The sequence below is a fragment of the Rhodoglobus galactosidasius genome, from assembly GCF_054957775.1.
In genome coordinates this window covers 42,341-66,253 of record NZ_JBQIAV010000011.1, presented here as the reverse complement: position 1 = coordinate 66,253, position 23,913 = coordinate 42,341, and the positions used below count along the sequence as shown (strand labels likewise).

The following is a 23,913-nucleotide window of genomic DNA, read 5'->3' as shown; positions in this document are numbered from 1 at the left end:
ACTCAGAGTGCCTAACCCGCCATGTGGCGGTACGGTGCCGGAATTATGACTACGCAGCGTGGTTGAACCGGATAACTGATTCATCCAGACACATATTGGGAGACCGGAGCACTAATGCAGTTCGGAATTTTCACCGTTAGCGACGTCACGACTGACCCCACAGACGGCAGCGCCCCCACCGAGAACGAGCGCATCAAGGCCATCGTCACGATCGCGAAGAAAGCGGAAGAAGTCGGGCTCGATGTCTTCGCCCTTGGCGAGCACCACAACCCGCCGTTCGTCTCCTCAAGCCCCACCACGACGCTTGCCTACATTGCGGCTCAGACCGAAAAGCTCATCCTCTCGACGAGCACGACTCTGATCACGACTAATGATCCCGTGAAGATCGCCGAGGACTACGCGATGCTTCAGCACCTGTCTGATGGTCGCGCTGACCTCATGATGGGTCGCGGAAACACCGGACCGGTGTACCCGTGGTTTGGCAAAGACATTCGCGAGGGCATTCCCCTCGCGATCGAAAACTATTCGCTGCTGCACAAGTTGTGGCGTGAAGAGTTTGTGAACTGGGAGGGCAAGTTCCGCACGCCGTTGCAAGGCTTCCAGTCGACACCTCGACCTCTGGATGGCGTTCCACCGTTTGTGTGGCACGGTTCGATCCGCAGCCCAGAGATCGCCGAGCAGGCTGCCTTCTACGGTGACGGCTTCTTCGCGAACAACATCTTCTGGCCCAAAGAGCACTACATGCGCCTCGTCAGCTACTACCGCCAGCGTTTCGAACACTACGGTCACGGCGCCGCTGCGCAAGCCATTGTCGGCCTCGGTGGTCAAGCATTCATGCGCAGCAATTCGCAAGCAGCGAAGACTGAGTTCCGTCCCTACTTCGACAATGCTCCTGTCTACGGCCACGGCCCCTCGATGGAAGACTTCACCGAGCAAACACCACTCGCCGTTGGTAGCCCGCAAGAGGTCATCGACAAGTACGCAGGAATGCGCGAACACTTCGGTGACTACCAACGCCAGCTGTTCCTCATGGATCACGCTGGCTTGCCGCTGAAGACCGTGCTCGAACAGCTCGACATCCTCGGCGAAGAAGTTGTGCCGGTGCTTCGCAAGGAGTTCGCCACCAACCGCCCAGCCGAAGTTCCGGATGCTCCCACCCACGCATCTCTCGTCGCCAAGCGTGACGCGGCTCTTGCCGCCCCCGCAGCTGTCGACCCCTCGGGCGCTACAAATCCAGCCGTCTAGTCACCACAACCCAGGCATCCCGCATCAAGAAAGAAGCACACCATGACCGACGTCAAGAATGTTGCCGTCATCACGGCAGGTCTCAGCCAGCCATCGTCAACCCGACTGCTTGCCGATCGCCTCACCGAAGCAACCGTAAGCGACCTGCACGAACGAGGCGTAGAAGCAGAGGTTACAGTGATCGAACTGCGCGACCTCGCGCACGACATCACTAACAACCTGCTCACGGGTTTCCCGAGCGCCAAGCTTGACGCAGCAATCAGCGCAGTCACCGGTGCCGATGGACTCATCGACATCCTCGACCCGCAATCGCTCACAGACCTACCCGTACTGCTCGGCGCGACCGGCGGAACCGATCGGCACTCGCTCGCGATCGACTACGCGCTGCGACCGCTATTCACTTACCTGCATGCTGTGGCAGTGCCGACTGGCGTGTATGCGGCATCCGCAGACTGGGCAAGTGGGGGCGAGCGCGCATCGAGCACACTTCCGGCACGAATTGCTCGCGCGGCAGGGGAGTTAGCGGCGCTCGCGGCAGTGTCTGATCGTTCCGATCAGGTGATCGACCCGTTCGCGCTCCCCGAGGACTTTAGCCCAGTGGGCAGCTTCGGCGCCCAATAACATTCGGCGGCTCAGAAGTAGTGAGCAACTCTGCAGCAGTCAGCACCCAGCGGCGGTGCGCCGAGGAGCAGCCAGCCGGGCTGCACGGCGAGCTCCGTAATGGTGTGACCCATGCGGTGTCGCCGGGTGGCAGCGGTTATTTAGCTCATTTACCCGGTCTTGCGACGGAAGTCCCGCTTGTGATCGGCTCGTTCGTGGGTGCCCTGGATTGCCGATTCGGCATCCAAGTGTCCCGGACGCGCCGTTTCCTTATTTTGCTTACGGTCCAGTGCCTCGCGGAACCTGCGCTTGTTTTCGTCGCTGGCGGAGGTGGACGACTCTGATGGTTCCATACCCGTAAGCGTAAACGACTCACGGCGTGAGCGTGTCGCTATCGCTGATTTCTCGGGTCAGAGGGTGCCTAATGGTACGATTATGAGCGTTGTCCACTTAGACGTAGGGCAACGTACGGAGCAGGCTGGCAAGAAGCTGGTCACCGGTGGTAATTTTCCGAGTCGTTCGGAGGCTTTCTACTGTTGGCCAGACATGCGCCGCCACTCTAGGCATGCGCATGAACCATCGCGTCCTTCTGCCCGCTCCTGCTCCTTGACGAGTCGCACACCACACGGGTGCGCGACGTAAAACAAAGGAGAAACCCCCGTATGGAGGGTCCAGAAATCACATTCGCCGAAGCCGTTCTCGATAACGGCAAGTTCGGCAAGCGCACCGTGCGCTTCGAAACCGGTCGACTCGCACAGCAGGCACAGGGTGCCGTTGCTGCGTACCTCGACGAAGAAACCATGATCTTGAGCGCCACCAGCGCGGGCAAGCACCCGCGTGAAGGCTTCGACTTCTTCCCCCTTACCGTGGATGTTGAAGAGCGTTCCTACGCGGCAGGCAAAATCCCCGGCAGCTTCTTCCGTCGCGAGGGTCGTCCATCGACGGAAGCGATCCTCGTCTGCCGTCTCATTGACCGTCCGATGCGCCCCACCTTCGTTGAGGGACTCCGCAACGAAGTTCAGATCGTCATCACGGTTCTGAGCATTGCGCCTGACGAGTTCTACGACGCGCTGTCGATCAACGCTGCATCGCTCAGCACCCAGATCTCGGGACTCCCGTTCTATGGTCCCGTTGCCGGCATCCGTCTGGCTCTGATCAACGATCAGTGGGTTGCCTTCCCGAAGCACAGCCAGCTTGCTGACGCTGTCTTCGACCTCACTGTTGCTGGCCGCATGGTCACCAACGACAAGGGCGAAGAAGACATCGCCATCATGATGGTTGAAGCTGAAGCGACCGAGAACAGCTGGGAGCTCATCAAGGCCGGCGCAACCAAGCCCGACGAGGCTGTTGTCGCTCAGGGACTCGAAGCATCCAAGCCCTTCCTTAAGCAGCTTGTTAAGGCTCAGCTTGAGGTCGCGAACAAGGCTGCCAAGCCTGTTGCCGAGTTCCAGCTCTTCCCGCCGTACTCCGACCAGGCGTACAACGCAGTCAGCGACCTCGCTGAGGTAGAGCTTCGCGATGTCTACAAGATTGCTGACAAGGTTGAGCGCCAGACCGCAGACGACGAGCTCAAGGCTCGTGTCAAGGCTGAGGTTCAGTCCAAGGTCGACGCTGAAGAACTCGGCGAAGACGTGCTCGGCATGGTCGGTGGCGCATACAAGGCAGTCAGCAAGAAGGTTATGCGCCAGCGCGTACTGACCGAGGGAATCCGTATTGACGGCCGTGGCCTGAGCGACATCCGCGCGCTCGATGCTGAGGTAGAGGTCATTCCTCGCGTTCACGGTTCGGCAATCTTCCAGCGCGGCGAGACCCAGATCTTGGGTGTCACCACACTGAACATGCTCAAGATGGAGCAGCAGATTGACTCGCTGGCACCGGTGACCAAGAAGCGCTACATGCACCACTACAACTTCCCGCCATACTCGACGGGTGAGACCGGTCGCGTTGGCAGCCCGAAGCGTCGCGAAATCGGTCACGGTTTCCTCGCAGAGCGCGCCATCTCACCGGTGCTTCCTCCCCGTGAGGAGTTCCCTTACGCGATCCGCCAGGTTTCTGAGGCTCTCAGTTCCAACGGTTCAACGTCGATGGGTTCCGTTTGTGCTTCAACCCTGTCGCTGCTTAACGCTGGTGTGCCGCTGCGCGCACCTGTTGCCGGTATTGCCATGGGCCTGATTTCGGATGAGATCGATGGCGTCACTCGTTACGCGGCTCTCACCGATATCCTCGGCGCTGAAGACGCTCTCGGCGACATGGACTTCAAGGTTGCCGGCACGAGCGAATTCGTTACCGCGATTCAGCTCGACACGAAGCTCGCTGGACTGCCGTCGTCGGTTCTCGACGGTGCACTCAAGCAGGCTAAGGAAGCGCGTACCGCGATCCTGTCGGTCATCAACTCGGCAATCGATGCTCCCGACGAGATGGCCCCTACGGCTCCTCGCGTGATCTCGGTCCAGATCCCGATTGACAAGATCGGTGAGCTGATCGGTCCTAAGGGCAAGAACATCAATCAGATCCAGGATGACACTGGAGCTGACATCTCGATCGAGGATGACGGAACCGTCTACATCGGCGCTGTCGATGGTCCTTCTGCCGAGGCTGCACGCGCGGCGGTTAACGCCATCGCGAACCCGCTCAACCCTGAGGTCGGCGAACGCTTCTTGGGTACGGTCGTCAAGATCGCTACCTTCGGCGCATTCGTTTCGCTCACCCCGGGCAAGGACGGACTGCTGCACATCTCTGAGGTTCGCAAGCTTGCCGGTGGCAAGCGTGTTGAGAACGTCGAAGACGTGCTCGCTGTCGGCCAGAAGATTCAGGTTGAAATCACCAAGATCGATGACCGCGGAAAGCTTTCGCTTGCTCCGGTTACCGATGAATCCGACGCAGAAGCAGCGGCTCCCGCTGACGAAAGCTAGATTCGGCTTACCTCAACTGCAGTAACACACAGTGCCCATCCTCTGAGAGGGTGGGCACTGTGTCGTTAAGTCCCGGTGGATTGGGGGAGTCGCCCCAGTTCGGGGGTAGTCACCCTTGTCTTCCCTAGCAAAGGGTGGGGACCGCGGCACTTCAGAACGGTACGGTGGTGCTGTGACTCGAATCACTACACCTTTCGACGCCTTCATGAGCGACATGCTTGTGTGGCTTGAGACCGCGTGGTATCTGTGGGTAGCTCTCGGCATTGTTGTGCTTGTCGTGGTCGTCAGCGTGGTTGTCGCGAAGATGCGCAGCCGTGGCTACGAGCGCGTGCCACACTACTTCCGCCAGAACAGCTAACGCATAAGCTTTGGCGCTCTCCTGTGTCCCGTATTCCCGAAGCGGGATGTTTGACGTGCCCTCTAGGGCGCTGTGTCATTTGCTGTGTATGACAGCCCAATCAGCTGGGCTCGTGCCACAACGTGGTCGCGCATGACAAACCCAAGCATGGCTGGCGTACTTCCTTCAGCGATGTCGAGACGTTCGGTGTTCAACGCGCTCAGCGTGAAAACGTACCGGTGCTCGCCGTGGCCCGCGGGCGGGGCCGCCCCCTGAAACGACTCGAGTTGCAGGTCGTTGGGCAGGGTGATGGCGCCATTTGGCAGGAGCGATCCATCGGCGCTGCCCGTATTTTGTGGCAGTGACTCGATTGAGGCCGGAATATTGAACACGGCCCAGTGCCACCAGCCGCTACTTGTCGGCGCATCAGGATCGAACACTGTCAGTACGAAGCTCTTGGTGCCAGAAGGGAACCCGCGCCAGTGCAGCGTGGGGGAGCGATCCTCGCCTGCCGCATTTGCTATCCCTGAGCGCGCCCACTGGGGCAATGTACCGCCGGCTTCGAAATCAGGGCTCTCAAGTTCGAATGAGGGCACTACTGGAAGGTTCCAATTCGGGTCATTCACGATGGCAGTCCTCTCGAGGGTCAACACTGTGCTGCTGCCATTATCGCGAGGATGCAATCGAAATGACACCGACTGCCTTCGCAGCGCCCAAATATGACAGTTTTCGACACGGAGTAGTAACGATCGACCTGTGCTGCACGCATTGGGCGTTGCCTCGATCTATCCTTGCCAAAAGCCTTGTGGGAGGCCCCTATGACGCAGGTACACCCGACTCAATCACTGCCGGGTTCTACCAGCGCGCGAGCAACCCCCCAGCCTCATTTCATCACGCGAGTGATCGGCTCTTCGGCCCTTCGCGTGTACCCTCTTGCGCTCAGTGGGAACGTCTTTGGCTGGACTGCCGACGACCCCGCAACTACGGCCATTCTCGACGCCTTCACCGACGACGGAGGAAACTTTGTTGATACCGCTGACTCGTATGCATCCGGTCGCAGCGAACTAATGATTGGCAAGTGGATGCGCGTGCGTCGCAACCGCGATGACATGGTCATTGCCACCAAAGTCGGAAAGAGCCGCGACAACCCTGGAATGCGTGCTGACGCGATCAAGCGTTCTGTGACTGCGTCTCTTGCCAGGCTGGGTACGTCGCACATTGACTTGTTGTACCTGCACGTTGACGACGAGAGCGTCGATTTTGATGAGACTCTGCTGGCCGTCGACGAGCTGATTGGTGAGGGCAAAGTTCGCTACTTTGGTGGCTCAGATCACACCGGCAACCGACTCATCCAGGCGCGCATTGCGTGCGGCCAAATGGGGGTTGCTCCGATGGTGGCCGTGCAGTCGCACTACAACCTGCTGCACCGCGAAGCATATGAGACGGGGCTTGCTCCTGTCGCCGCAATCCAGGCTTTGGGCGTCATGCCCCGCTTTGCGCTTGCCAGTGGATTCCTGAGCGGCAAGTACCGGCAGCGTGCCGACTTGGCCCTCAGCTCGCGGGGGCATGACGCGGCACAGTACCTTCGTCGTCGCGGTTTCAAAGTGCTGAATGCGCTCGACGAGGTCGCTGATGAGCACGATGCCAGCGTCACGACTATTGCCTTGGCCTGGTTGCTCAACAAGCCTGGAGTGGTTGCACCCGTCGTTAGCGCGAGCAATGCCACACAGGTGCCGGAATTGCTCGCGGCCGCCCGTGTGCAACTGACGCGGCATCAGTCAGCCGAGTTGGATCGAGCTTCGGCCTTCTAGAGCTGCGAGCTGCGAGCCTCTAAAGCTGCTAGACGGAGACGGAGACGGATTCGGCGAGCACGCGCTTGACGACTCGCGCCATTGCCGCTCCCGCAGCAATTGTGTCGCCAGCGTATCCTCCAGCGAGTGCACCATCTTTGGCGAGCATGAGCTCGTCAGCGGCGTCGCCGGGGAACGGGTGGCTTGCGTCGCGCATCAGCTCATAGAGAGCTTCGTTGTACCAATCGCGGTGCTCAGTGATCAATCGACGTACCGGATGCGCGGGGTCAGGAAATTCGGCGACGACGTTGAGGAACGGGCATCCACGAAAGTCATGCTTCGTGAGCTCAGCTGCAACGCCCTCAAGCAGGCCGAGAACAGCGTCATGAGGAGATGCTGCGCCCTCAACGATGGACTGCACGTGTGACTCTGCGGCTGCTCTGCGGTGCTTGACGTACTCAAGAATCAAGTTGTCTTTTGAACGGTAGTGCTTATAAAAGGTTGCCTTCGTCACGCTCGACTTCGCGATGATGCGGTCTACTCCGACGTTCAGAATGCCGTCTTGGTAGAAAAGTTCGTTGGCCGTGTCAAGAATGCGACCTTTGGCCGGAGCGCGCTGTGCGGTCTCTGGTGTCTCAAATACCATCACAGCGCACTCCTTCCGGGGAAATTCGGATCAGGAACTTTCCCCACTTAGCACATCGCTCGATTTGGGGGCATGCGACGTGGTTTTTATGCACAACCCGGTTCGGGTCCGGGTTGTCGGCTCTGGGGGCCTAAAAAGAACCGTAGCACATGAGGACATACAGACAAGTCTGTCTGTCCTCATGTATTGCCCCCAATTTAGGGGGCAACTATCCTGAGAGTTGTTCGGACAGACTCTCGCTCCCCGACAAATGACGTAGGCTGATAGCGATGAACGACGCTGTGATTCTTCCTCTTGACCTCCCCGAGCTGTCCTTCACCGCAACCGGCGACAGTCTCGTTCGCAGAACCGTATTGCCGAGTGGTGTACGCATCCTCAGCGAACAGGTTCCCGGTGCGCGCAGCGCCACTGTCGGCTACTGGGTAGCGGCTGGTTCGCGAGACGAACTTTCTGGCACCTTTGGTGCCACTCACTTCCTTGAGCACCTGCTTTTCAAAGGAACACCGTCACGAACAGCGCTCGATATTGCGGTCAGCTTCGATGCCGTCGGCGGCGAGCACAACGCAATGACGGCCAAGGAATACACCTGCTATTACGCCAAGGTGCAAGACATTGATTTGCCTATGGCGGTCGAGGTGATCGGCGACATGCTCACGTCGAGCCTGATCGATCCAACCGAGTTTGCCAATGAGCGTGGAGTGATCTTAGAAGAACTCGCCATGGCAGATGACGACCCCACCGATGTTGCCAGTGAGCGCTTCTTCGAGGCAGTCTTTGGTGAGCATCCACTGGGTCGACCCATTGGTGGCAGCCCTGAAACAATCAATGCCATCTCGCGGGATTCGGTGGTGAAGCACTACCGCGGCAACTACCGGCCGCAAGACCTCGTGATCACCGTGGCGGGCGCAGTCGACCACGACGTGCTCGTCGCTGCGGTCTCTGCCTGCCTCGTTGGTGCAGGCTGGGACCTCACTCGTGAGGCGACACCTGTTGCGCGCCGAAACACTGCAACAGCCGCTTCTGCCAGCACCCCACGTCAGCGCCTTCAGGTAACTCATCGCCCAATCGAACAGGCAAACATTATTGCGGGCGTCGAAGGACTCTCAGCCACTGATGAGCGTCGTGCAACGCTCACCGTGCTCAACTCGATCTTAGGCAGTGGCATGTCTTCGCGCCTGTTCCAAGAAGTGCGCGAGAAGCGCGGCCTGGCGTACTCGGTGTACTCGTTTGCGCCCAGCTACTCCGATGCGGGCATCTTTGGCATTTATGCCGGATGCTCTCCCGCGAAGTCTGCGCAGGTTGCCGAGCTCATGCTCGAAGAGTTCAGCAAACTCGGCGATTCTCCGGTCACAGACGAAGAGATCAGCCGCGCGGTTGGCCAACTGCGGGGTGCCTCAGCTCTCGCGCTCGAAGACTCCGATTCGCGCATGTCGCGACTCGGTCGCAGTGAATTGACGCTCGGCGAATTTATCGACCTCGACGCCTCAATCGCGCGGATCTCGGCGGTCACGGCCGACGGCATCCAAGAACTTGCTCGCGAGCTCTCATCGCGTCCTCTGTCTATCGCGGCAGTCGGTGCGGTCACCGATGAGATGTTCTCCGGGTTTACCTCGGCAGCGCTGCCCGGAGTTAGATCAACAAAGGAATGGTGATGGCTCACTACCTGTACCTCGTGCGTCACGGCGAACAGCAAGACGCAGAACACGGACTGCCCGATGGCCCGCTCTCGGGCAAAGGAACGCGTCAGGCGATGGCAATTTCTGAACGCCTCAGTGGCGTTCCGTTCACTCGCTCCTTTCACTCGCCTTTGCAACGCGCGGCCGAAACCGCGGCAATCATGACCGAGCGGATGCCCGCCCTCGAGTCGCAGCCCACGACACTGCTCATGGACTGCATCCCGAGCGGCCCCACCGTCGATATGCCTTCAGCGTTTGACCACTTTTTCGGTTCTGTGACTCCCGAAGAGATCGATGCGGGGCAGGCCCAAATGGAAGACGCTGTTGCCGAATTCCTCACGCCGGCGCGCGAGGATCGCCACGATCTTCTTATTACCCACAATTTCGTAATCGCATGGTTCGTGCGCGAAGTGCTCGGTGGCGACCAGTGGCGCTGGCTTGGGCTCAATCAAGCCAATTGTGGTCTCACGATCATCCGGGTGCGCAGCGCGAAGCCCCCCGTTCTCGTGGCTCATAATGATCTGGGGCACCTGCCGGCGGAACTCCGCACCGGTTTGCCCGAAGAGCAGCCCTACTAGTAAAGCCTGAACAAACCTGGCCCGACTGAAGCGGCCCGGCCAAAGCGGCTCGACTAGTGAAGCACCTTGCGATACCAGGTGGTTGCGTTGGGGTTGTCGTTATACGGTTCGACTGAGTTGAATCCGCTAGACCGGTAGAGGCCGCCTGCCGCAGCGAGGCTCTCATTGGTGTCGAGTACCAGCTCTGTGGCTCCCCACCGGAGGGCACGACGTTCGAGTTCGCTCAGCAGTTGTCGACCGAGTCCTGCGCCACGTCCTTGGGAACGCACCCACAGGTGCTTCACTTCGAAACGACCAGATTCGAGCTGGCGGATGCCGCCACACCCGAGCACGCTGCCCGATTCTTCGACAATAACGAACACCCCGAGCGGCGGCTCGAACTGTTCCGCGGTGGGGAACGTGGTGACGTAGCCCGAGGGCGTGGGGAACGTCTCAGCTCGGTAGCTGAAGTACTCGGCGAGAAGTTCGTGGGCGAGAGCATCCGTGACGGGGACGGGACGAAACTGTGGCACAGCACCACAGTACTCGCGGCTGCGGCTTGGGGCAGTCGGCGGAGTCGCTCAGCATTGGTAGATTTGAACAATGACAACGAAAGTAGCGGTAGTCGGCGCAACCGGTCGCATGGGAAAGTTCATCAGTGGCGTGGTTGACGCGGCAGATGACTTTTCGCTCGTTGCCGCCCTCAATTCTCGGTCGGATCTCAGCGAGATGCTTGAGGCAGACGTTGTGGTGGATGTCACAGAGCCGAGCGTCTCGCCTTCAGTCGTCGAGTTCGCGACCTCCCACGGCAAGAGCGTGCTCGTCGGTACCTCTGGCTGGAGCGAGGATCGCGTTCAGGGCGTCAAATCCACGCTTGCCGATAGGCCTGATATTGGTGTCATCTTTATCCCCAATTTTTCGCTCGGCTCGGCTCTGGCCACGTCATTCGCTGCGGCCGCCGCGCGATACTTTGACTCAATCGAGATCATCGAGAGCCATCATGCTGGCAAAGTCGATTCGCCATCCGGCACTGCGGTTCGCACCGCCGAGCTCATGGCAGACGCTCGAGGTGAGCGCGGGCCAGTAGCTGCTCCCCACCACGACCAGCGCGCCCGAGGAGAGCAAGTTGCTGGCATTCCCGTGCACAGTCTGCGGATGACGGGAGTGGTCGCACACCAGCAGGTCATTTTCGGTGGCCCCGGTGAGGTACTCACGCTCGACCACCGCACAATGTCTCAAGACTCATATGAGGCCGGAATCCTGCTTGGCTTGCGTTCGGTCGTCACTGCGCGTGGCGTAACAGTCGGGCTCGACCAGCTCATTGATCTCGCACCTCGCGGCCGTACGGAGTCAGCATGAAAAACCGTATAGCCGCACTTGTGATGGTTGGTCTTCTGGCCCTCTATCTCGTCTTTGTCATCAACTATTCGTTCATTTTGATCGGAACAGGTGAGCTCATTGCGCAGGTAATGGGGTGGGCGCTGCTCGTGCTGCCGCTGATCGGCTTCTGGGCGCTTGCCGCTGAGCTTGCTTTCATTTTCCGTGCTGAGCGGTTGCTCAACACCCTCCGAGATGAAGGCGCACTGCCCGAGGAAGTTGACGAACGTCGGCCAAGTGGTCGACCCGACCCCGAAGCGGCAGACCGGGCATTCGAGCTCTACCGCGAAGAGGCTGAGGCAAGCCCTGAGTCGTGGCGCGCTTGGCTACGCCTTGGACTCGCCTATGACGCCAGTGGTGACCGAAGCCGAGCCCGTTGGGCCACTCGCCGGGCCATCTCGTTGTCGCGTAGCTCTGCCAAAAAGGCTGCGTAGGCGAGCGCACCCGGTCATGGCTAGTCGCAGCTAATCGCAAGAGCGAGCCGCGCAACGATTAGCTAATCGACGAACTCGTCGATCGCCTGCTCGATCGTGGTGTGCGTAAAGCTGAATCCGGTGTCGAGCAGAGTGCGCGGCTGAACGTTCTCGTCGACCAGAATGAGATCTTTGCCTGCGTCGCCCAGCATCCGAAAGGCGAAACTGGGAACCGCCAGCCAGTGCGGTTTCTGCATCGAGCGCGCGAGGGTCCTAGTCACTGTTTTTGCGGTTGCCGGGGTTGGTCCAACGAGCGAAACGACCCCGGAGAAGTCGCTGCGCAGCAAATGGATGATGGCAGCAGCTTCATCGTGAAGGCTGACCCATGGCCAATATTGGTCGCCGCTGCCAAGTCGACTGCCGAGGCCGAAGCGGGTGAGCAGATTGAGCGGCGTGAACGCTCCACCCTCGCCGACGACGATTCCGGTGCGGAAAATGACAAGGCGTGTGGGCGAAGGCGTGAGCCGCGCAGCTTTCTCCCACGCGTCAACAACGTCGCTGAGGAATCCGGTTCCCTTTGAGGACTCGTCGGTCAGTTCCTCACCGGGTCGGCTGCCGAAGTAGCCGACCGCTGAACCACTGAGAAAAGCATCCGGGGGAGAAGTGGCACGTCGAATAGCTTCGGCAATAGTGCGCGTGCCATCCACCCTGGAGCGCAGAATCTCATGTTTGTAGCCAAGAGTCCACGGCAGCTTCCCTGTGCTTGCACCGGCCAAATTGATGACAACATCCGCGAGTTCGATCGCTCGATCGTCGATTGTTCTCGACCGGGGGTCCCAGTAAAACTCAGCAGAAGTGCGTGGTTCGCGACGCACGAGACGCAGAACTTCGAAACCTTCAGCCTCCAGCTGGGAGACGAGCTCAGTGCCGATGTAGCCAGACGCGCCGGCGACAAGAACCCGCGTGACCGCCGACTCAGTCACCGCTACGCCAGGCTTGCTTCAAGCGTGATCGGGATGCCGGTGAGGGCGCGTGAGACGGGGCAGCCCTCTTTGGCTTCCTGTGCCAGTCGCTGAAAGTCTTCGTCGCTTAGGTCGGCCACTTTGGCGCTGACGAGCAGGTGACTTCCGGTGATTCCTTCGGCAGGGTCAAAGGTGACTGCGGCGGTAACCTGCAGGCTCTCGGCGGGAGTTCCATTGCTGGCGAGTCCATTCGAGAACGCCATGGCGAAACATGTGGAGTGAGCCGCACCGAGCAGTTCTTCGGGGTTCGTCGTTGATTCTTGGCCTTCTGACCGTGCTGCCCAGGTGACGGGGAATTCTGCGGCGTCAGAGGAATCTAGCGATGTCGTACCTTTGCCACTAAACAGGTCACCAAACCAGAGTGTTGTTGCTTCGCTCGTAACAGGCATTGCCGTTCCTTTCGTCGTGCTCAACTCTATGCGGTGGCTGAGCGACGCGCATGAGAAAGCCGTGTGAAGGTGCGCGCAGCAAGCACTATCAACAAGTACTATCAATCCGATGGCTTCTACGATCGCAACCCCTTACGAAGATCTGTTACGCGATACGCTCGCGAACGGTGTGCACAAGAGTGATCGCACGGGCACCGGCACACGCAGTGTGTTTGGTCGCCAGTTGCGATTCAATTTGGCGGAGGGGTTTCCCCTCATCACGACCAAGCGCGTGCATTTCAAATCAATCGCCTACGAACTTTTGTGGTTCTTGCGTGGCGAAAGCAATGTCTCGTGGCTGCGCGACAACGGCGTCACAATTTGGAATGAGTGGGCCGACGAGGCCGGCGAGCTCGGCCCGGTCTATGGCGTGCAGTGGCGTTCATGGCCAACTCCCTCGGGAGAGCAGATCGACCAGATCTCCGAGGTCATTGAGCAAATCAAGACCAACCCCGACTCACGCCGACTGATTGTCTCCGCCTGGAACCCGGCCGACATCCCCACGATGGCACTGGCCCCCTGCCATGCCTTCTTCCAGTTCTATGTTGCCGACGGCAAGCTCTCGTGCCAGCTCTATCAGCGCAGCGCTGATCTCTTTCTTGGTGTGCCATTCAACATTGCGAGCTACGCGCTGCTGACTCACCTCGTTGCCGAGCAAACTGGTCTTGAGGTCGGAGACTTTGTGTGGACGGGTGGCGATTGCCACATCTACGACAACCACATCGAGCAAGTCACCGAGCAGCTGACGCGTGAGCCCTATGCTCTGCCGCACCTCGCTATCAATGTGAAGCGAGCCAGCATCTTCGACTACTCCTTCGAAGATTTCGAGATCGTCGGCTACGAACACCACCCCGCGATCAAAGCACCGGTTGCGGTGTGACCGTGCCGGTTGGCCTGATCTGGGCCCAGTCTGACGGTGGCATTATCGGCAATGACGGGGCAATGCCCTGGCATTTACCTGAAGATCTGGCCCACTTCAAAGAACTTACCCTCGGCAGCCCCGTCATTATGGGGCGCAAAACGTGGGAGTCCCTGCCTCCGCGTTTTCGGCCTCTGCCGGGGCGCCGCAACATCGTTGTCACACGCCAAACCGAGTGGAGCGATGACGGGGCCGAAGTCGCGCACAGCGTTTATGCGGCAATTGAATTGGCTACGGCATCTGTTGAGCCGGGCGAATTCGTCTGGGTCATCGGCGGCGCAGAAATCTTTGCCCATGCACTCGACCGTGCCCAACGGCTTGAACTTACAGAGATCCGCGAAAACTTTGCCGGGGATACTCGTGCGCCCGAGCGAGGCGAACAATGGATGCTTGCGGCCAGCGATCCCGTCGAGGGTTGGCGCACATCATCCAGTGGTCTTCACTACCGTTTTTTGAGGTATGAGACTCTAGGCTCCAACCAGCGGTAGCCTAGAGGGGTGTCTACAGTGAATCCTTTCGGTCAAGTACTCGTCGCGCTCATCACGCCATTCACCGCTGAGGGTGAAGTCAATTGGGCTGATGTCGAAAAACACATCGACGATGTGATCAGCGCAGGTGCCGACGGCATCGTCGTTACCGGCACCACCGGTGAGACGAGCACGCTGACCGATCCCGAGAAGATCAAGCTTGTCGAGGTCGCTAAGTCAGTCTCTTCAGGTCGCGCCAAGATCATCACGGGCGGCGGTTCGAACGAGACTGCCCACGCGATCGAGTTGTATAAGGCAAGCGAAAAGGCGGGTGCAGACGGTGTGATGTTCGTCACGCCCTACTACAACAAGCCGACTCAGGCTGGCGTGCTTACACACTTCCGAATGCTTGCGGATGCCACCGACCTGCCGGCCATTCTCTACGACATCCCCGGTCGCACCGGCGTGCCGATCATGTACGAAACCATTCTTCGTGCGGCGAAGCACCCCAACATCCTTGCGGTCAAAGATGCCAAGGGTGATTTCAGTGAGGTGAGCCGTGTGCTCAACCAGACTGGCCTCATGTACTTCTCCGGTGATGATGCCAACGTGCTGCCGCATTTGGCGATCGGCGCTTCGGGGCTCATCGGTGTGACGGCCAACATCGCCCCAGCGCCTTACCGCGTGATTGTCGATGCGGTAAACGCTGGCGACCTAGCCACGGCGACCGCCGCGCATAAGGCGCTAGAGCCTCTCGTGCGCGCAGCGATGACCCACGTTCCTGGCACTGTCGCAGCCAAGTACATCCTCCACGGCCTCGGTCGCATTTCAAGCCCTCGGGTGCGTTTGCCACTTGTTGGCCCCGAAGAGTCGGAAGCAGCCCAGATCGAAGACGAGTTGGCTCTCGTCACCGGCATTAAGGGTCTCGATCTCACGAATTTTCGCCCTGACCGCAATGCGGCAGCGGGTGGTGCTCTCCCGAAGATCGCGGGAGCAACCCGCTAGCTTCACTAGCGAAGGGTAGGCTCTGCCTTGGGCATGCCCACATTTTTCGCACGGGGGCTAACGGCCCCACACATCTAACTGCAAGGTGCTTCAATGCCAGTTTCCATATTTGACCCTCCCGCTCTTGAGCCCGGAACTCTTCGTGTTACGCCGGTAGGCGGACTCGGTGAAATCGGCCGCAACATGACCACGTTCGAGATCGACGGAAAGATCTTGATCGTCGATTGTGGCGTGCTGTTCCCTGAGGAACACCAGCCCGGCGTTGACCTCATCCTTCCCGATTTCAGCTCGATTCGTGATCGGCTCGACGACATTCTCGGCATTGTGCTTACGCACGGTCACGAGGATCACATCGGTGCGGTGCCGTATCTGCTGCGCCTGCGCCAAGACATTCCGTTGATCGGTTCGACACTCACCCTCGCACTCATCGAAGCGAAGCTCAAAGAGCACCGCATCAAGCCGTACACGCTCAACGTCACTGAGGGTCAAAAAGAGAAGATTGGCCCGTTCGACCTCGAGTTCGTTGCCGTGAACCACTCGATTCCGGATGCTCTCGCCGTCGCCATTTCAACGGTTGCCGGCACTGTGCTGCACACCGGTGACTTCAAGATGGACCAGCTCCCACTTGACGATCGCATCACCGACTTGCGTGCGTTTGCGCGGTTGGGCGAGGCAGGCGTTGACCTGTTCTTGGCTGACTCCACCAACGCAGACGTTCCCGGTTTTACGCCAAACGAGCGCGACATCGGCCCGGTGCTTGAGGCAGTTATTGCTAAGGCTCCACGTCGAGTCATTGTTGCTAGCTTCTCGAGCCACGTGCATCGTGTTCAGCAGGTTTTGGATGCCGCAGTCGCCAATAACCGTAAGGTTGTTTTGATGGGTCGTTCCATGGTGCGCAACATGGGCATCGCGGCAGACCTCGGATTCCTCAAGGTGCCCGACGGGGTTCTGTTGGACGCGAAGAAGGCGGTCAACTACCCAGACAACCAGCTCGTGTACATGTCCACGGGGAGCCAGGGTGAGCCAATGGCTGTGCTGGCACGTATGGCCAACATGGAGCACCAGATTGAGGTCGGCAAGGGTGACACTGTCATCCTCGCGTCGAGCCTCATCCCTGGCAACGAGAACGCTGTCTACCGCGTGATCAATGGCCTCACCAAGTTGGGTGCCAATGTTGTGCACAAGGCGAATGCCAAGGTGCACGTCTCGGGTCACGCCGCCGCAGGGGAGTTGCTGTACTGCTACAACATCTTGCGCCCCAAGAATGTGCTCCCGGTTCACGGTGAGTACCGTCACTTGGTGGCAAACGCGAATCTCGCTATTCAGTCGGGCGTTCCCGCCGAGAACACGATCATCGCTGAAGACGGCACTGTAATCGACCTCAAGGATGGCCAGGCTTCGGTCGTGGGCCAGCTTGATCTGGGATTCGTCTACGTCGATGGTTCGAGCGTCGGCGAGATCACGGATGCCGACCTCAAGGATCGTCGCATTCTCGCCGAAGAGGGCTTCATCTCCATTTTTGTCGCGGTGGATGCTCAGACCGGCAAGGTCATCGTTGGGCCCGAGATTCAGTCGCGTGGTTTCGCGGAAGATGAGGGAGTATTCGACGCCGTACTACCGATGGTTGTCAAGGCGCTCACGGATGCTGCTCAAAATGGCACCCGCGATACTCACGCGTTTGCTCAGGTGGTTCGCCGCACTGTTGGCCGTTGGGTCAACACCCAGCACCGTCGCCGTCCGATGATCGTTCCGGTCATCATCGAGGTGTAGTTTTTCTCACAAGGCACGAGGGGCACCGCTCCTCGTGCCTTGTGTGTTCCCCGGAATCGCGAATGTTGCGCTTGTCTTTTTCACGATTCAGTGATGTCATGTGAAGATTGCTCGGTTGCTTTGCTGAGCAAATTCTAACTCGGGGTGTCGAATGGGCGTTGCGCGCCGGTGGGTATTCCCCATCATCTGATAGTCATTTTTAGTGTCATCGCTGCGGCGCTCGTGAAATTCGCCTTCTTTGGTGATGCGCTCAAGGCGGATGACGTGGAGTTCCCCACGGTCGTGATTGAGGAGCAGCACTACGAGGTCGTGGCAGGCACGATCACGAATGACGTTGAGTTGAACGGAAGTGTCGCATCAGCTGCGAGCGTTCCAATCCTCGCGACCCTCTCGGGTGAGGTGCGGGAGATTGCGGTCACGGCGGGCCAATCCGTCAAAAAGGGTCAAGAGATCCTGAAGATCCGTGCTGAAGTGGTCAACTCGGATGGCACCCCGGGCGCCCGGTGGAAGGTTGTCGTTGCGTCGGCCACGGGCAAGCTCACTGACTTCACGACACTCGTCGGAGAGTCGTTCCAAGTCGGGTCACCCGTGGGCAGCGTTTCCCCACCCTCCTACACCGTGAGCGGAACAGTGCCGTCTGAGCAGCTTTATCGATTAGTCGACCGCCCCAAAGAGGCGAGCGTTGCGATCAATGGCGGGCCAGCGCCGTTCACGTGCACGGGTCTCAGCATTATTTTCGCGACGGTGGGGGAGTCTGGCGGCGAGTCAGCATCTGGCCCCACAGTGTCGTGTGCAGTTCCCAGCGATGTCGTGGTCTTTCCTGGGTTGACAGCCCAGCTCACCATCGCCGGTGGCGTTGCAGAAGATGTCATGGTTGTGCCGATCACGGCGGTCGAGGGCAGCGCTGTAACGGGAAACGTCTACTTTGTTCTCCCAGATGGAACAACCGAGCTGCGTGAAGTTGTGCTCGGACTCAACGACGGGATCACTGTAGAAGTAGTCTCTGGGCTGGAAATCGGCGACACAATCTTGCAGTTCGTCCCCGGGGCTGAGGCCATTGACGAAGAGAATCTCCCCGATAACTGTTACAAAGACGGCGACGAAGTGGTGTGCTACTGATGCCGTTGCTGTCGCTCGAGGGCGTCACCCGTTCGGTAGAGCTTCCCTACTTCAGCCAGCTCGACATACTCAAAGGTATTGACCTCGATGTGGAGGTTGGTGACCACATCAGCATTGTTGGGCGGTCAGGCTCAGGCAAGTCGACGCTGCTTAACCTGCTTGGCCTCATTGACAATCCCACGACCGGCCGTATCGTTTTCGATGGTGAGCCGCTAGAGATGCTCTCGGGCGGCAAGCGAGACCGCAAGCGTGGCCGCGATGTCGGCTTCATCTTTCAACAGTTCAATCTGCTCGCGGGCCGCACCGCGCTTGAGAACGTGATGACGCCGCTTCTCTACGCTTCTGGTCGTCAGTTCTGGCGCCGCCGCGTGCTTGCCGAAGAAATGCTCGATCGGGTGGGGCTTAGCGAGCGGATGGCGTCGATGCCCGACAAGCTATCGGGTGGAGAGCAGCAGCGCGTCGCAATCGCTCGTGCGCTCGTGCGCAGCCCCCGACTGATCTTGGCTGATGAACCGACCGGAGCGCTCGATGTCGAGACCGGCGCAACAGTGATGAAGCTCTTGGATAACGTGGCGGAGCAGTCCGGCGCGGCTCTCATCACGATCACTCACGATCCGAATGTCGCGGCCCTGGCTCGCCGGCACTACCGTCTCGACAACGGTGTTCTCTCGCCGATTGACGTGAACCGGATGCTCGCAGCCTCGCTCCCGGAGGCAGCACTATGAGGCGGCGCCGAAAGAAAACTGGCGAGTCATCGGATGCCGAATCCGCCTCGAACGACGCCGCACCGGAGTCGAATGATGGTGTGAATTCGCAATCCTTGGGCGGCGACGCGACGGCGCCCGACCCCGCATCACAGTCTGCCGCCGATGACCTAGCCGTACGCCCCACCCATGAACTCGCCAAGCCAGCCCGTGAACCTCACGGCTCCCTTCTGAGCAGCCTTGTGGGTTCCGTGGTTGAGGCGTGGGATGAGGTCCGCATCAACCGCACGCGGGTGCTCCTCAGCCTTATTGGTATTGGAGTTGCCGTGTGTGCACTCGCGACCGTTGTCGGTGCGGGAGCAGTGTTTGGTCAAGCGCAAACTGAGCAGTATGAGAAGTCCAGTGGTCGCCCGGCCACGCTATTGGCATATCCGCCCTTCTCAACCACCACACAGGAACAAGTTGATCCGACAGAGTTCTTCGAACTTATGGATACGCTCGTCGATCGCTACCAGGTAAGCCACTCCACCGCGATACGTCGCGGCAGCGTAACAGTTCAACTTTCAGATGGCACGCAGCTCACTGCAATGCAGGGAGTCGACCCAAAATTCGGTGCCATGCACCGTCTGGATGTTGCCGTGGGCCGCTGGCTGACTGAAGCCGATGGGCAGCGACTTGCCCCTGCTGTCGTCATCAACGACGAGTTTTACGAGGAGCTTGGGCGGCCCGATCTGCGTACCCACCCGACTGTTGAGCTCACGGCAGAGAATGTAACGACTGTCGTCGTTGTGGGAGTTCTCGCGCCTGAGGCGTACAGATCTGGTCTCAGCATGTCGATGCTTGAGCTACCGTATCGAGATCTTGTAGGAAAGTCAGCGGCCAATGAGGGCGATCTGAGCTTCGAGCTGTGGGTGCCTGAAGAGCAGTCTGATCAACTCACCGAACTGATTAGTCGCGACATGAACGCGCGCTTTGGCGGCGGTGTGGCAACGAGCATTAACCGCAGCGACTACCTCGCGTGGGGCGGACCGAGCCCGCTTGAGCCGCTCCAGTGGGCTATCGGTGGTGTCGCTGGGCTCATCCTCCTTCTGGGTGCTTTGGGGCTCGTCAATATTTCTCTCGTCACGGTGAAGTATCGGGTGCGGGAGATTGGCGTGCGGCGGGCATTCGGCGCCACCGCAAGCAGGGTGTTCTTCGCGGTGATGATGGAGAGCGTTGTCGCAACGATTGCTGCCGGAGTGATCGGAGTCGCGCTGTCGATTGCGATTGTCCAAAACCCTGCCGTTCAAGACCTCATCGCACCTGGTGTTCAGGACCTGCCGCCGTACCCGCTGGAGGCTGCCATGATCGCGCTCGGCGCATCCGCAGCGGTTGGTGTGCTCGCAGGCCTCATGCCTGCTCTCGTGGCCGTCAAGGTGAAGGTGATTGATGCCATCCGCTATTAGCGCTCGCGTCGATCACAGCGCCCGGCGTTGAGTGTCGCTGCGACACTCTGACAGAGGCCACAGGTAGCTTTGAATTATGGCTACGCGTACATCGTCGACCTCGCGCTCGGGTGCGTCGAAACCTCGCGCCAGAAACACTGCGAACAAGACTCAGGCAACCAAGCGGTTGCCCCGCGGCAAACAGGCCCCGGTCGAACCAGATGGTCCGCTCACGAAGTTGTGGCTATGGCTCGCTCACGTTGTCGGCGGCGCGTTCCGTGTGTTCGGCCGCGAAGAGCTCACGAAAGACGAACGTCGTGATGGTGTGCCGTTTCTGTTCTTCGTGCTCGCGATTGTTGGTGCCGTGGTCGAGTGGTTCAATCCCCTTGACTCTGTAGCAATCGCGCTCGATGCGTACACTTTTGGAGGCCTCGTCGGCCGTGTCGCATTCGCCCTACCCGTGATCTTGTTGCTGTTGGCCATCTGGATGTTCCGGCACCCGTCGAGCGTTCACGACAACGGTCGCATCGGCATCGGTCTCAGCATTCTCATCATCACTGTCGCCGCACTGAGCCACGTATTTAGCGGACAACCTCACCCGTCAGAGGGTGCGGAAACGATTGCGCGCGCCGGGGGAGTGTTCGGCTGGATGATGGCAAACCCACTCATCTGGTTTGGCGGCACACTACTTGCGGTGCCGGTGATCGTGCTTCTGCTGGTGCTCTCGCTGTTCATCATCACCAAAACGCCGCCCAACCGTCTGCCCTCGCGGCTCCGCGAGCTCTACGCCTACCTCTTTGGTGCACAGTTGCAGAGCGATGCAGAGCGGGCTGAGGCAAAGGCACAGGCAAACGCCAACAAGAGCGATACGGTTCAGTTCGGGTCGCTCACCGACCTCGGTCTCGGCGACGACAACGACACAGCCTCGCTGCCCTGGTGGCGACGCAACAAGTCTCAAAATAGCGAAGACAAAGCATTCGACAGCCCGGTTATCTCGCGCGATCAGGCCACTGAGGTCGTCAATCCCACCCCGCCTCCAGCGGCGAAAGACCTCACCAAGAAAGAAGAGCAATTCGGCGTCGAGCTACTCGAAGATCTTCTCAAGGCCGAAGAAGCGGTCAAAAACTACAACACGGGCGAAGTGGATGCCCCGGCCACCGAAATGCGCGACGATGGCCCTCGCGTGCTCCCCGGCTTCACGACGAAAGCCAGCGAGAAGGGTACTGCCGGGGAATTCGATGGGCCGCACGAAACCACGCCTCAAGCGTCGAACGCTATCTACCAGCTTCCCCAGGCATCCATGCTGTCAGCAGGAACGCCTCCCAAGTCACGTTCCGCCGCCAACGATGAGGTTGTTGCGTCAATCACCGAGGTTCTCAAGCAGTTCAGTGTCGACGCAACGGTCACCGGCTTTAGCCGTGGCCCCTCGGTTACGCGCTACGAACTGGAGCTTGGTCCCGGAGTAAAGGTCGAGCGCGTTACCGCGTTGGCTCGCAACATTAGCTACGCGGTCGCCAGCAACGAAGTCAACATTCTGTCGCCCATCCCGGGCAAGAGCGCTATCGGTGTTGAGATTCCGAACAAGGATCGCGAGATTGTCTCGCTCGGTGATGTGCTGCGCTCAAGCGCCAGCACCAAGAGTGAGCACCCGATGACGATCGGCCTCGGAAAAGACGTCGAGGGTGGATTCGTTGTTGCGAATCTCGCCAAGATGCCCCACCTGTTGGTGGCTGGTTCCACGGGTTCGGGTAAATCGAGCTTCGTGAACTCGATGATCACCTCTATTCTGATGCGCGCTAAGCCTGCCGAGGTCCGCATGGTGCTCATCGACCCCAAGCGCGTTGAACTCTCGATCTATGCGGGAGTTCCCCACCTCATCACGCCCATCATCACCAACCCCAAGAAAGCAGCAGAAGCGCTTGCTTGGGTCGTGAAAGAGATGGACATGCGGTACGACGATTTGGCGAGCTTCGGCTACCGCCACATCGACGACTTCAACCGCGCAGTTGTCGCCGACGAGATCAAGCTGCCCGAGGGCAGCCAGCGCAAACTGAAGCCGTATCCGTACCTGCTGATCGTCGTAGATGAGTTGGCTGACCTCATGATGGTTGCGCCGCGTGACGTTGAAGACTCGATCGTTCGAATCACTCAGTTGGCGCGAGCATCCGGAATTCATCTGGTGCTGGCAACCCAGCGACCAAGCGTTGATGTGGTTACCGGTCTTATCAAGGCCAACGTGCCGTCTCGACTGGCATTCGCGGTGTCGAGCATGACTGACTCACGAGTGATCCTCGATCAGCCTGGCGCCGACAAACTCATTGGTCAGGGCGATGCACTCTTCTTGCCGATGGGGGCTTCGAAAGCGATCCGTGTGCAGGGCGCGTGGGTTCCCGAGAGCGAAGTTGCCGAGATCGTGCAGCACGTTATTGCTCAGGCGCAGCCTGAATACCGCAACGATGTTGCCGTTGTCGCTGAGAAGAAGAATATCGACGCCGACATCGGGAATGACCTTGAGGTACTGCTTGCGGCAACAGAACTTATTGTCAGCACGCAGTTCGGATCAACCTCAATGCTGCAGCGCAAACTTCGCGTCGGTTTCGCCAAAGCAGGCCGTCTGATGGACCTACTGGAGTCGCGCGAGATCGTTGGGCCCTCCGAGGGATCCAAGGCTCGCGATGTACTCGTGAGCGCTGAACAGCTACCCGCAGTACTCGCTCGACTGCGCGGTGAAGACGAACCGGCGCCGGTCGACGCTGTGGAAGAATCGCTCAGCGGATACGATGAAGTAGAAGGCGGCTCAGACGAGGACGCTTGGAACTTGACCGATCGGGAGTGATCGCGTGAGCGACCAACCAGTTTCACAGTCCGCTCCGCCCGAACGCACTAGTTCTATGCGCGGGCGAATGATTCGCGACGGCGACACTCCGGCCTCAAACGCCAACATCGCCAACATCATCACGGTTGTGCGAATCTTCCTCGCACCCCTCTTCATCTGGCTCTTGCTGCTCGATGACGGCGAGATGGGCGTCATTCGCTACCTAGCAGCCGGGCTATTCATTTTCGCGATCGTGACCGACAGCCTCGACGGCTATCTGGCTCGCCACCGCAACCTCATCACCAACGTCGGAATCATCCTCGATCCGATCGCTGACAAGTTGCTCATCGGCGGAGCGCTGGTAGCGCTCTCGATCCTTGGCGAATTGCCGTGGTGGGTCACCGTACTCATTCTTGTGCGCGAGTTCGGCATCACAATCTTCCGTTTCGCAGTTCTTTCCCGAGTCGTGATTCCCGCCTCCCGCGGCGGCAAGCTCAAGACGGTCGTACAAGCGGTCGCCATCTCACTCTTCCTGGTTCCGTTGTTCACCGTTGTCGGCACGTGGATTGTGTGGCTTAACTGGTCAGTCATGGCGATCGCTGTCGTACTGACGGTCTACACGGGGGTCGAATACCTGTGGCAAGCGTGGCGCCACAACAGAAAATCTAATCCAGGAGCGTGACCCTT

The 23,913-nt window shown here is 59.4% G+C and carries 24 protein-coding genes; 18 read left to right on the top strand and 6 right to left on the bottom strand.

Annotation, left to right across the window (positions count from 1 at the left end; genetic code table 11):
- Positions 1–114 precede the first annotated feature (114 nt).
- Together ACTJJW_RS13290 and ACTJJW_RS13285 are read left to right on the top strand one after the other, a co-directional pair.
- Positions 115–1,245, top strand: a complete 1,131-nt coding sequence (locus tag ACTJJW_RS13290) for an LLM class flavin-dependent oxidoreductase (protein WP_462645403.1) — start codon at positions 115–117, stop codon at positions 1,243–1,245.
- Between the two features lie 42 nt (positions 1,246–1,287).
- Positions 1,288–1,866 (top strand): CE1759 family FMN reductase, encoded by a 579-nt coding sequence (locus ACTJJW_RS13285; RefSeq protein ID WP_462645401.1) that lies wholly within the window; start codon positions 1,288–1,290, stop codon positions 1,864–1,866.
- A 149-nt stretch (positions 1,867–2,015) separates the two neighbouring features.
- On the opposite strand, the gene ACTJJW_RS13280 is transcribed toward ACTJJW_RS13285, so the two are convergent.
- On the bottom strand, positions 2,016–2,198 hold the full coding sequence (locus ACTJJW_RS13280) for a DUF5302 domain-containing protein (RefSeq protein ID WP_462645400.1): 183 nt from the start codon (positions 2,196–2,198) through the stop codon (positions 2,016–2,018).
- A gap of 309 nt (positions 2,199–2,507) precedes the next feature.
- On the opposite strand from ACTJJW_RS13280, the gene ACTJJW_RS13275 reads away from it, so the two are divergent.
- Both ACTJJW_RS13275 and ACTJJW_RS13270 read left to right on the top strand, forming a co-directional pair.
- The gene (locus tag ACTJJW_RS13275) at positions 2,508–4,757 is read left to right on the top strand and encodes a polyribonucleotide nucleotidyltransferase (protein WP_462645398.1); all 2,250 of its coding nucleotides are present in this window, start codon (positions 2,508–2,510) and stop codon (positions 4,755–4,757) included.
- Positions 4,758–4,929: 172 nt separating this feature from the next.
- Positions 4,930–5,115 carry a hypothetical protein gene (locus ACTJJW_RS13270; protein ID WP_462645396.1) on the top strand — a complete coding sequence of 62 codons (186 nt, stop codon included), beginning with the start codon at positions 4,930–4,932 and terminating at the stop codon, positions 5,113–5,115.
- A 62-nt stretch (positions 5,116–5,177) separates the two neighbouring features.
- Here the strand turns inward: ACTJJW_RS13270 and ACTJJW_RS13265 are convergent, their stop codons facing one another.
- Positions 5,178–5,723 carry a YbhB/YbcL family Raf kinase inhibitor-like protein gene (locus ACTJJW_RS13265; protein ID WP_462645463.1) on the bottom strand — a complete coding sequence of 182 codons (546 nt, stop codon included), beginning with the start codon at positions 5,721–5,723 and terminating at the stop codon, positions 5,178–5,180.
- Between the two features lie 189 nt (positions 5,724–5,912).
- On the opposite strand from ACTJJW_RS13265, the gene ACTJJW_RS13260 reads away from it, so the two are divergent.
- Positions 5,913–6,905 (top strand): aldo/keto reductase, encoded by a 993-nt coding sequence (locus ACTJJW_RS13260; protein ID WP_462645394.1) that lies wholly within the window; start codon positions 5,913–5,915, stop codon positions 6,903–6,905.
- A gap of 28 nt (positions 6,906–6,933) precedes the next feature.
- On the opposite strand, the gene ACTJJW_RS13255 is transcribed toward ACTJJW_RS13260, so the two are convergent.
- On the bottom strand, positions 6,934–7,530 hold the full coding sequence (locus ACTJJW_RS13255; RefSeq protein ID WP_462645461.1) for a TetR/AcrR family transcriptional regulator: 597 nt from the start codon (positions 7,528–7,530) through the stop codon (positions 6,934–6,936).
- A 269-nt stretch (positions 7,531–7,799) separates the two neighbouring features.
- Here ACTJJW_RS13255 and ACTJJW_RS13250 point away from each other — a divergent pair, with 269 nt between their 5' ends.
- On the top strand, positions 7,800–9,182 hold the full coding sequence (locus ACTJJW_RS13250) for a M16 family metallopeptidase (RefSeq protein ID WP_462645393.1): 1,383 nt from the start codon (positions 7,800–7,802) through the stop codon (positions 9,180–9,182).
- A complete protein-coding gene (locus ACTJJW_RS13245) occupies positions 9,182–9,784 on the top strand; it encodes a histidine phosphatase family protein (RefSeq protein ID WP_462645391.1) in 603 nt (200 codons plus the stop codon). Before ACTJJW_RS13250 ends, ACTJJW_RS13245 begins: the two co-directional genes overlap by 1 nt.
- A gap of 53 nt (positions 9,785–9,837) precedes the next feature.
- Here the strand turns inward: ACTJJW_RS13245 and ACTJJW_RS13240 are convergent, their stop codons facing one another.
- Positions 9,838–10,296 carry a GNAT family N-acetyltransferase gene (locus tag ACTJJW_RS13240; protein WP_462645389.1) on the bottom strand — a complete coding sequence of 153 codons (459 nt, stop codon included), beginning with the start codon at positions 10,294–10,296 and terminating at the stop codon, positions 9,838–9,840.
- Positions 10,297–10,366: 70 nt separating this feature from the next.
- On the opposite strand from ACTJJW_RS13240, the gene dapB reads away from it, so the two are divergent.
- Complete coding sequence (gene dapB / locus ACTJJW_RS13235) at positions 10,367–11,122, top strand: 4-hydroxy-tetrahydrodipicolinate reductase (RefSeq protein ID WP_462645387.1); 756 nt, start codon at positions 10,367–10,369, stop codon at positions 11,120–11,122.
- Positions 11,119–11,574: a hypothetical protein gene (locus tag ACTJJW_RS13230; RefSeq protein WP_462645385.1), complete on the top strand. Its 456-nt coding sequence runs from the start codon at positions 11,119–11,121 to the stop codon at positions 11,572–11,574. The genes dapB and ACTJJW_RS13230 overlap by 4 nt, the downstream gene beginning before the upstream one ends.
- A gap of 62 nt (positions 11,575–11,636) precedes the next feature.
- Here ACTJJW_RS13230 and ACTJJW_RS13225 read toward each other — a convergent pair whose 3' ends face one another.
- Positions 11,637–12,536: a TIGR01777 family oxidoreductase gene (locus ACTJJW_RS13225; protein ID WP_462645383.1), complete on the bottom strand. Its 900-nt coding sequence runs from the start codon at positions 12,534–12,536 to the stop codon at positions 11,637–11,639.
- Positions 12,537–12,538: 2 nt separating this feature from the next.
- Positions 12,539–12,964, bottom strand: a complete 426-nt coding sequence (locus ACTJJW_RS13220; protein WP_462645382.1) for an OsmC family peroxiredoxin — start codon at positions 12,962–12,964, stop codon at positions 12,539–12,541.
- A gap of 109 nt (positions 12,965–13,073) precedes the next feature.
- Here ACTJJW_RS13220 and ACTJJW_RS13215 point away from each other — a divergent pair, with 109 nt between their 5' ends.
- From ACTJJW_RS13215 to pgsA, 9 genes are all read left to right on the top strand, one after another.
- The gene (locus ACTJJW_RS13215) at positions 13,074–13,883 is read left to right on the top strand and encodes a thymidylate synthase (protein ID WP_462645380.1); all 810 of its coding nucleotides are present in this window, start codon (positions 13,074–13,076) and stop codon (positions 13,881–13,883) included.
- Positions 13,880–14,410, top strand: a complete 531-nt coding sequence (locus ACTJJW_RS13210; protein WP_462645378.1) for a dihydrofolate reductase — start codon at positions 13,880–13,882, stop codon at positions 14,408–14,410. The genes ACTJJW_RS13215 and ACTJJW_RS13210 overlap by 4 nt, the downstream gene beginning before the upstream one ends.
- A 9-nt stretch (positions 14,411–14,419) precedes the next feature.
- Positions 14,420–15,394 (top strand): 4-hydroxy-tetrahydrodipicolinate synthase, encoded by a 975-nt coding sequence (dapA, locus tag ACTJJW_RS13205; protein ID WP_462645377.1) that lies wholly within the window; start codon positions 14,420–14,422, stop codon positions 15,392–15,394.
- 93 nt (positions 15,395–15,487) lie between these two features.
- Positions 15,488–17,164, top strand: coding sequence for a ribonuclease J (locus tag ACTJJW_RS13200; RefSeq protein ID WP_462645375.1), 1,677 nt, complete (start codon positions 15,488–15,490; stop codon positions 17,162–17,164).
- 168 nt (positions 17,165–17,332) lie between these two features.
- On the top strand, positions 17,333–18,283 hold the full coding sequence (locus tag ACTJJW_RS13195) for an efflux RND transporter periplasmic adaptor subunit (RefSeq protein WP_462645374.1): 951 nt from the start codon (positions 17,333–17,335) through the stop codon (positions 18,281–18,283).
- Entirely contained in the window at positions 18,283–19,008 is a 726-nt protein-coding gene (locus ACTJJW_RS13190; protein ID WP_462645372.1) for an ABC transporter ATP-binding protein, read from the top strand. Before ACTJJW_RS13195 ends, ACTJJW_RS13190 begins: the two co-directional genes overlap by 1 nt.
- A complete protein-coding gene (locus ACTJJW_RS13185; protein ID WP_462645370.1) occupies positions 19,005–20,432 on the top strand; it encodes an ABC transporter permease in 1,428 nt (475 codons plus the stop codon). The genes ACTJJW_RS13190 and ACTJJW_RS13185 overlap by 4 nt, the downstream gene beginning before the upstream one ends.
- A 76-nt stretch (positions 20,433–20,508) precedes the next feature.
- Entirely contained in the window at positions 20,509–23,247 is a 2,739-nt protein-coding gene (locus ACTJJW_RS13180; RefSeq protein WP_462645368.1) for a DNA translocase FtsK, read from the top strand.
- Between the two features lie 4 nt (positions 23,248–23,251).
- The gene (pgsA, locus tag ACTJJW_RS13175) at positions 23,252–23,908 is read left to right on the top strand and encodes a CDP-diacylglycerol--glycerol-3-phosphate 3-phosphatidyltransferase (RefSeq protein ID WP_462645366.1); all 657 of its coding nucleotides are present in this window, start codon (positions 23,252–23,254) and stop codon (positions 23,906–23,908) included.
- The last annotated feature ends 5 nt before the right edge of the window (positions 23,909–23,913 follow it).

Bases quoted from the DNA above. Each gene is read 5' to 3' on its own strand.
- ACTJJW_RS13230 (WP_462645385.1), top strand. From the start codon at position 11,119: ATGAAAAACCGTATAGCCGCACTTGTGATGGTTGGTCTTCTGGCCCTC.
- ACTJJW_RS13220 (WP_462645382.1), bottom strand. From the start codon at position 12,964: ATGCCTGTTACGAGCGAAGCAACAACACTCTGGTTTGGTGACCTGTTT.
- ACTJJW_RS13290 (WP_462645403.1), top strand. From the start codon at position 115: ATGCAGTTCGGAATTTTCACCGTTAGCGACGTCACGACTGACCCCACA.
- ACTJJW_RS13275 (WP_462645398.1), top strand. From the start codon at position 2,508: ATGGAGGGTCCAGAAATCACATTCGCCGAAGCCGTTCTCGATAACGGC.
- ACTJJW_RS13250 (WP_462645393.1), top strand. From the start codon at position 7,800: ATGAACGACGCTGTGATTCTTCCTCTTGACCTCCCCGAGCTGTCCTTC.
- ACTJJW_RS13245 (WP_462645391.1), top strand. From the start codon at position 9,182: ATGGCTCACTACCTGTACCTCGTGCGTCACGGCGAACAGCAAGACGCA.
- dapB (WP_462645387.1), top strand. From the start codon at position 10,367: ATGACAACGAAAGTAGCGGTAGTCGGCGCAACCGGTCGCATGGGAAAG.
- ACTJJW_RS13185 (WP_462645370.1), top strand. From the start codon at position 19,005: ATGAGGCGGCGCCGAAAGAAAACTGGCGAGTCATCGGATGCCGAATCC.
- ACTJJW_RS13180 (WP_462645368.1), top strand. From the start codon at position 20,509: ATGGCTACGCGTACATCGTCGACCTCGCGCTCGGGTGCGTCGAAACCT.
- ACTJJW_RS13215 (WP_462645380.1), top strand. From the start codon at position 13,074: ATGGCTTCTACGATCGCAACCCCTTACGAAGATCTGTTACGCGATACG.
- ACTJJW_RS13255 (WP_462645461.1), bottom strand. From the start codon at position 7,530: ATGGTATTTGAGACACCAGAGACCGCACAGCGCGCTCCGGCCAAAGGT.
- ACTJJW_RS13200 (WP_462645375.1), top strand. From the start codon at position 15,488: ATGCCAGTTTCCATATTTGACCCTCCCGCTCTTGAGCCCGGAACTCTT.
- ACTJJW_RS13285 (WP_462645401.1), top strand. From the start codon at position 1,288: ATGACCGACGTCAAGAATGTTGCCGTCATCACGGCAGGTCTCAGCCAG.
- ACTJJW_RS13260 (WP_462645394.1), top strand. From the start codon at position 5,913: ATGACGCAGGTACACCCGACTCAATCACTGCCGGGTTCTACCAGCGCG.
- ACTJJW_RS13190 (WP_462645372.1), top strand. From the start codon at position 18,283: ATGCCGTTGCTGTCGCTCGAGGGCGTCACCCGTTCGGTAGAGCTTCCC.
- ACTJJW_RS13280 (WP_462645400.1), bottom strand. From the start codon at position 2,198: ATGGAACCATCAGAGTCGTCCACCTCCGCCAGCGACGAAAACAAGCGC.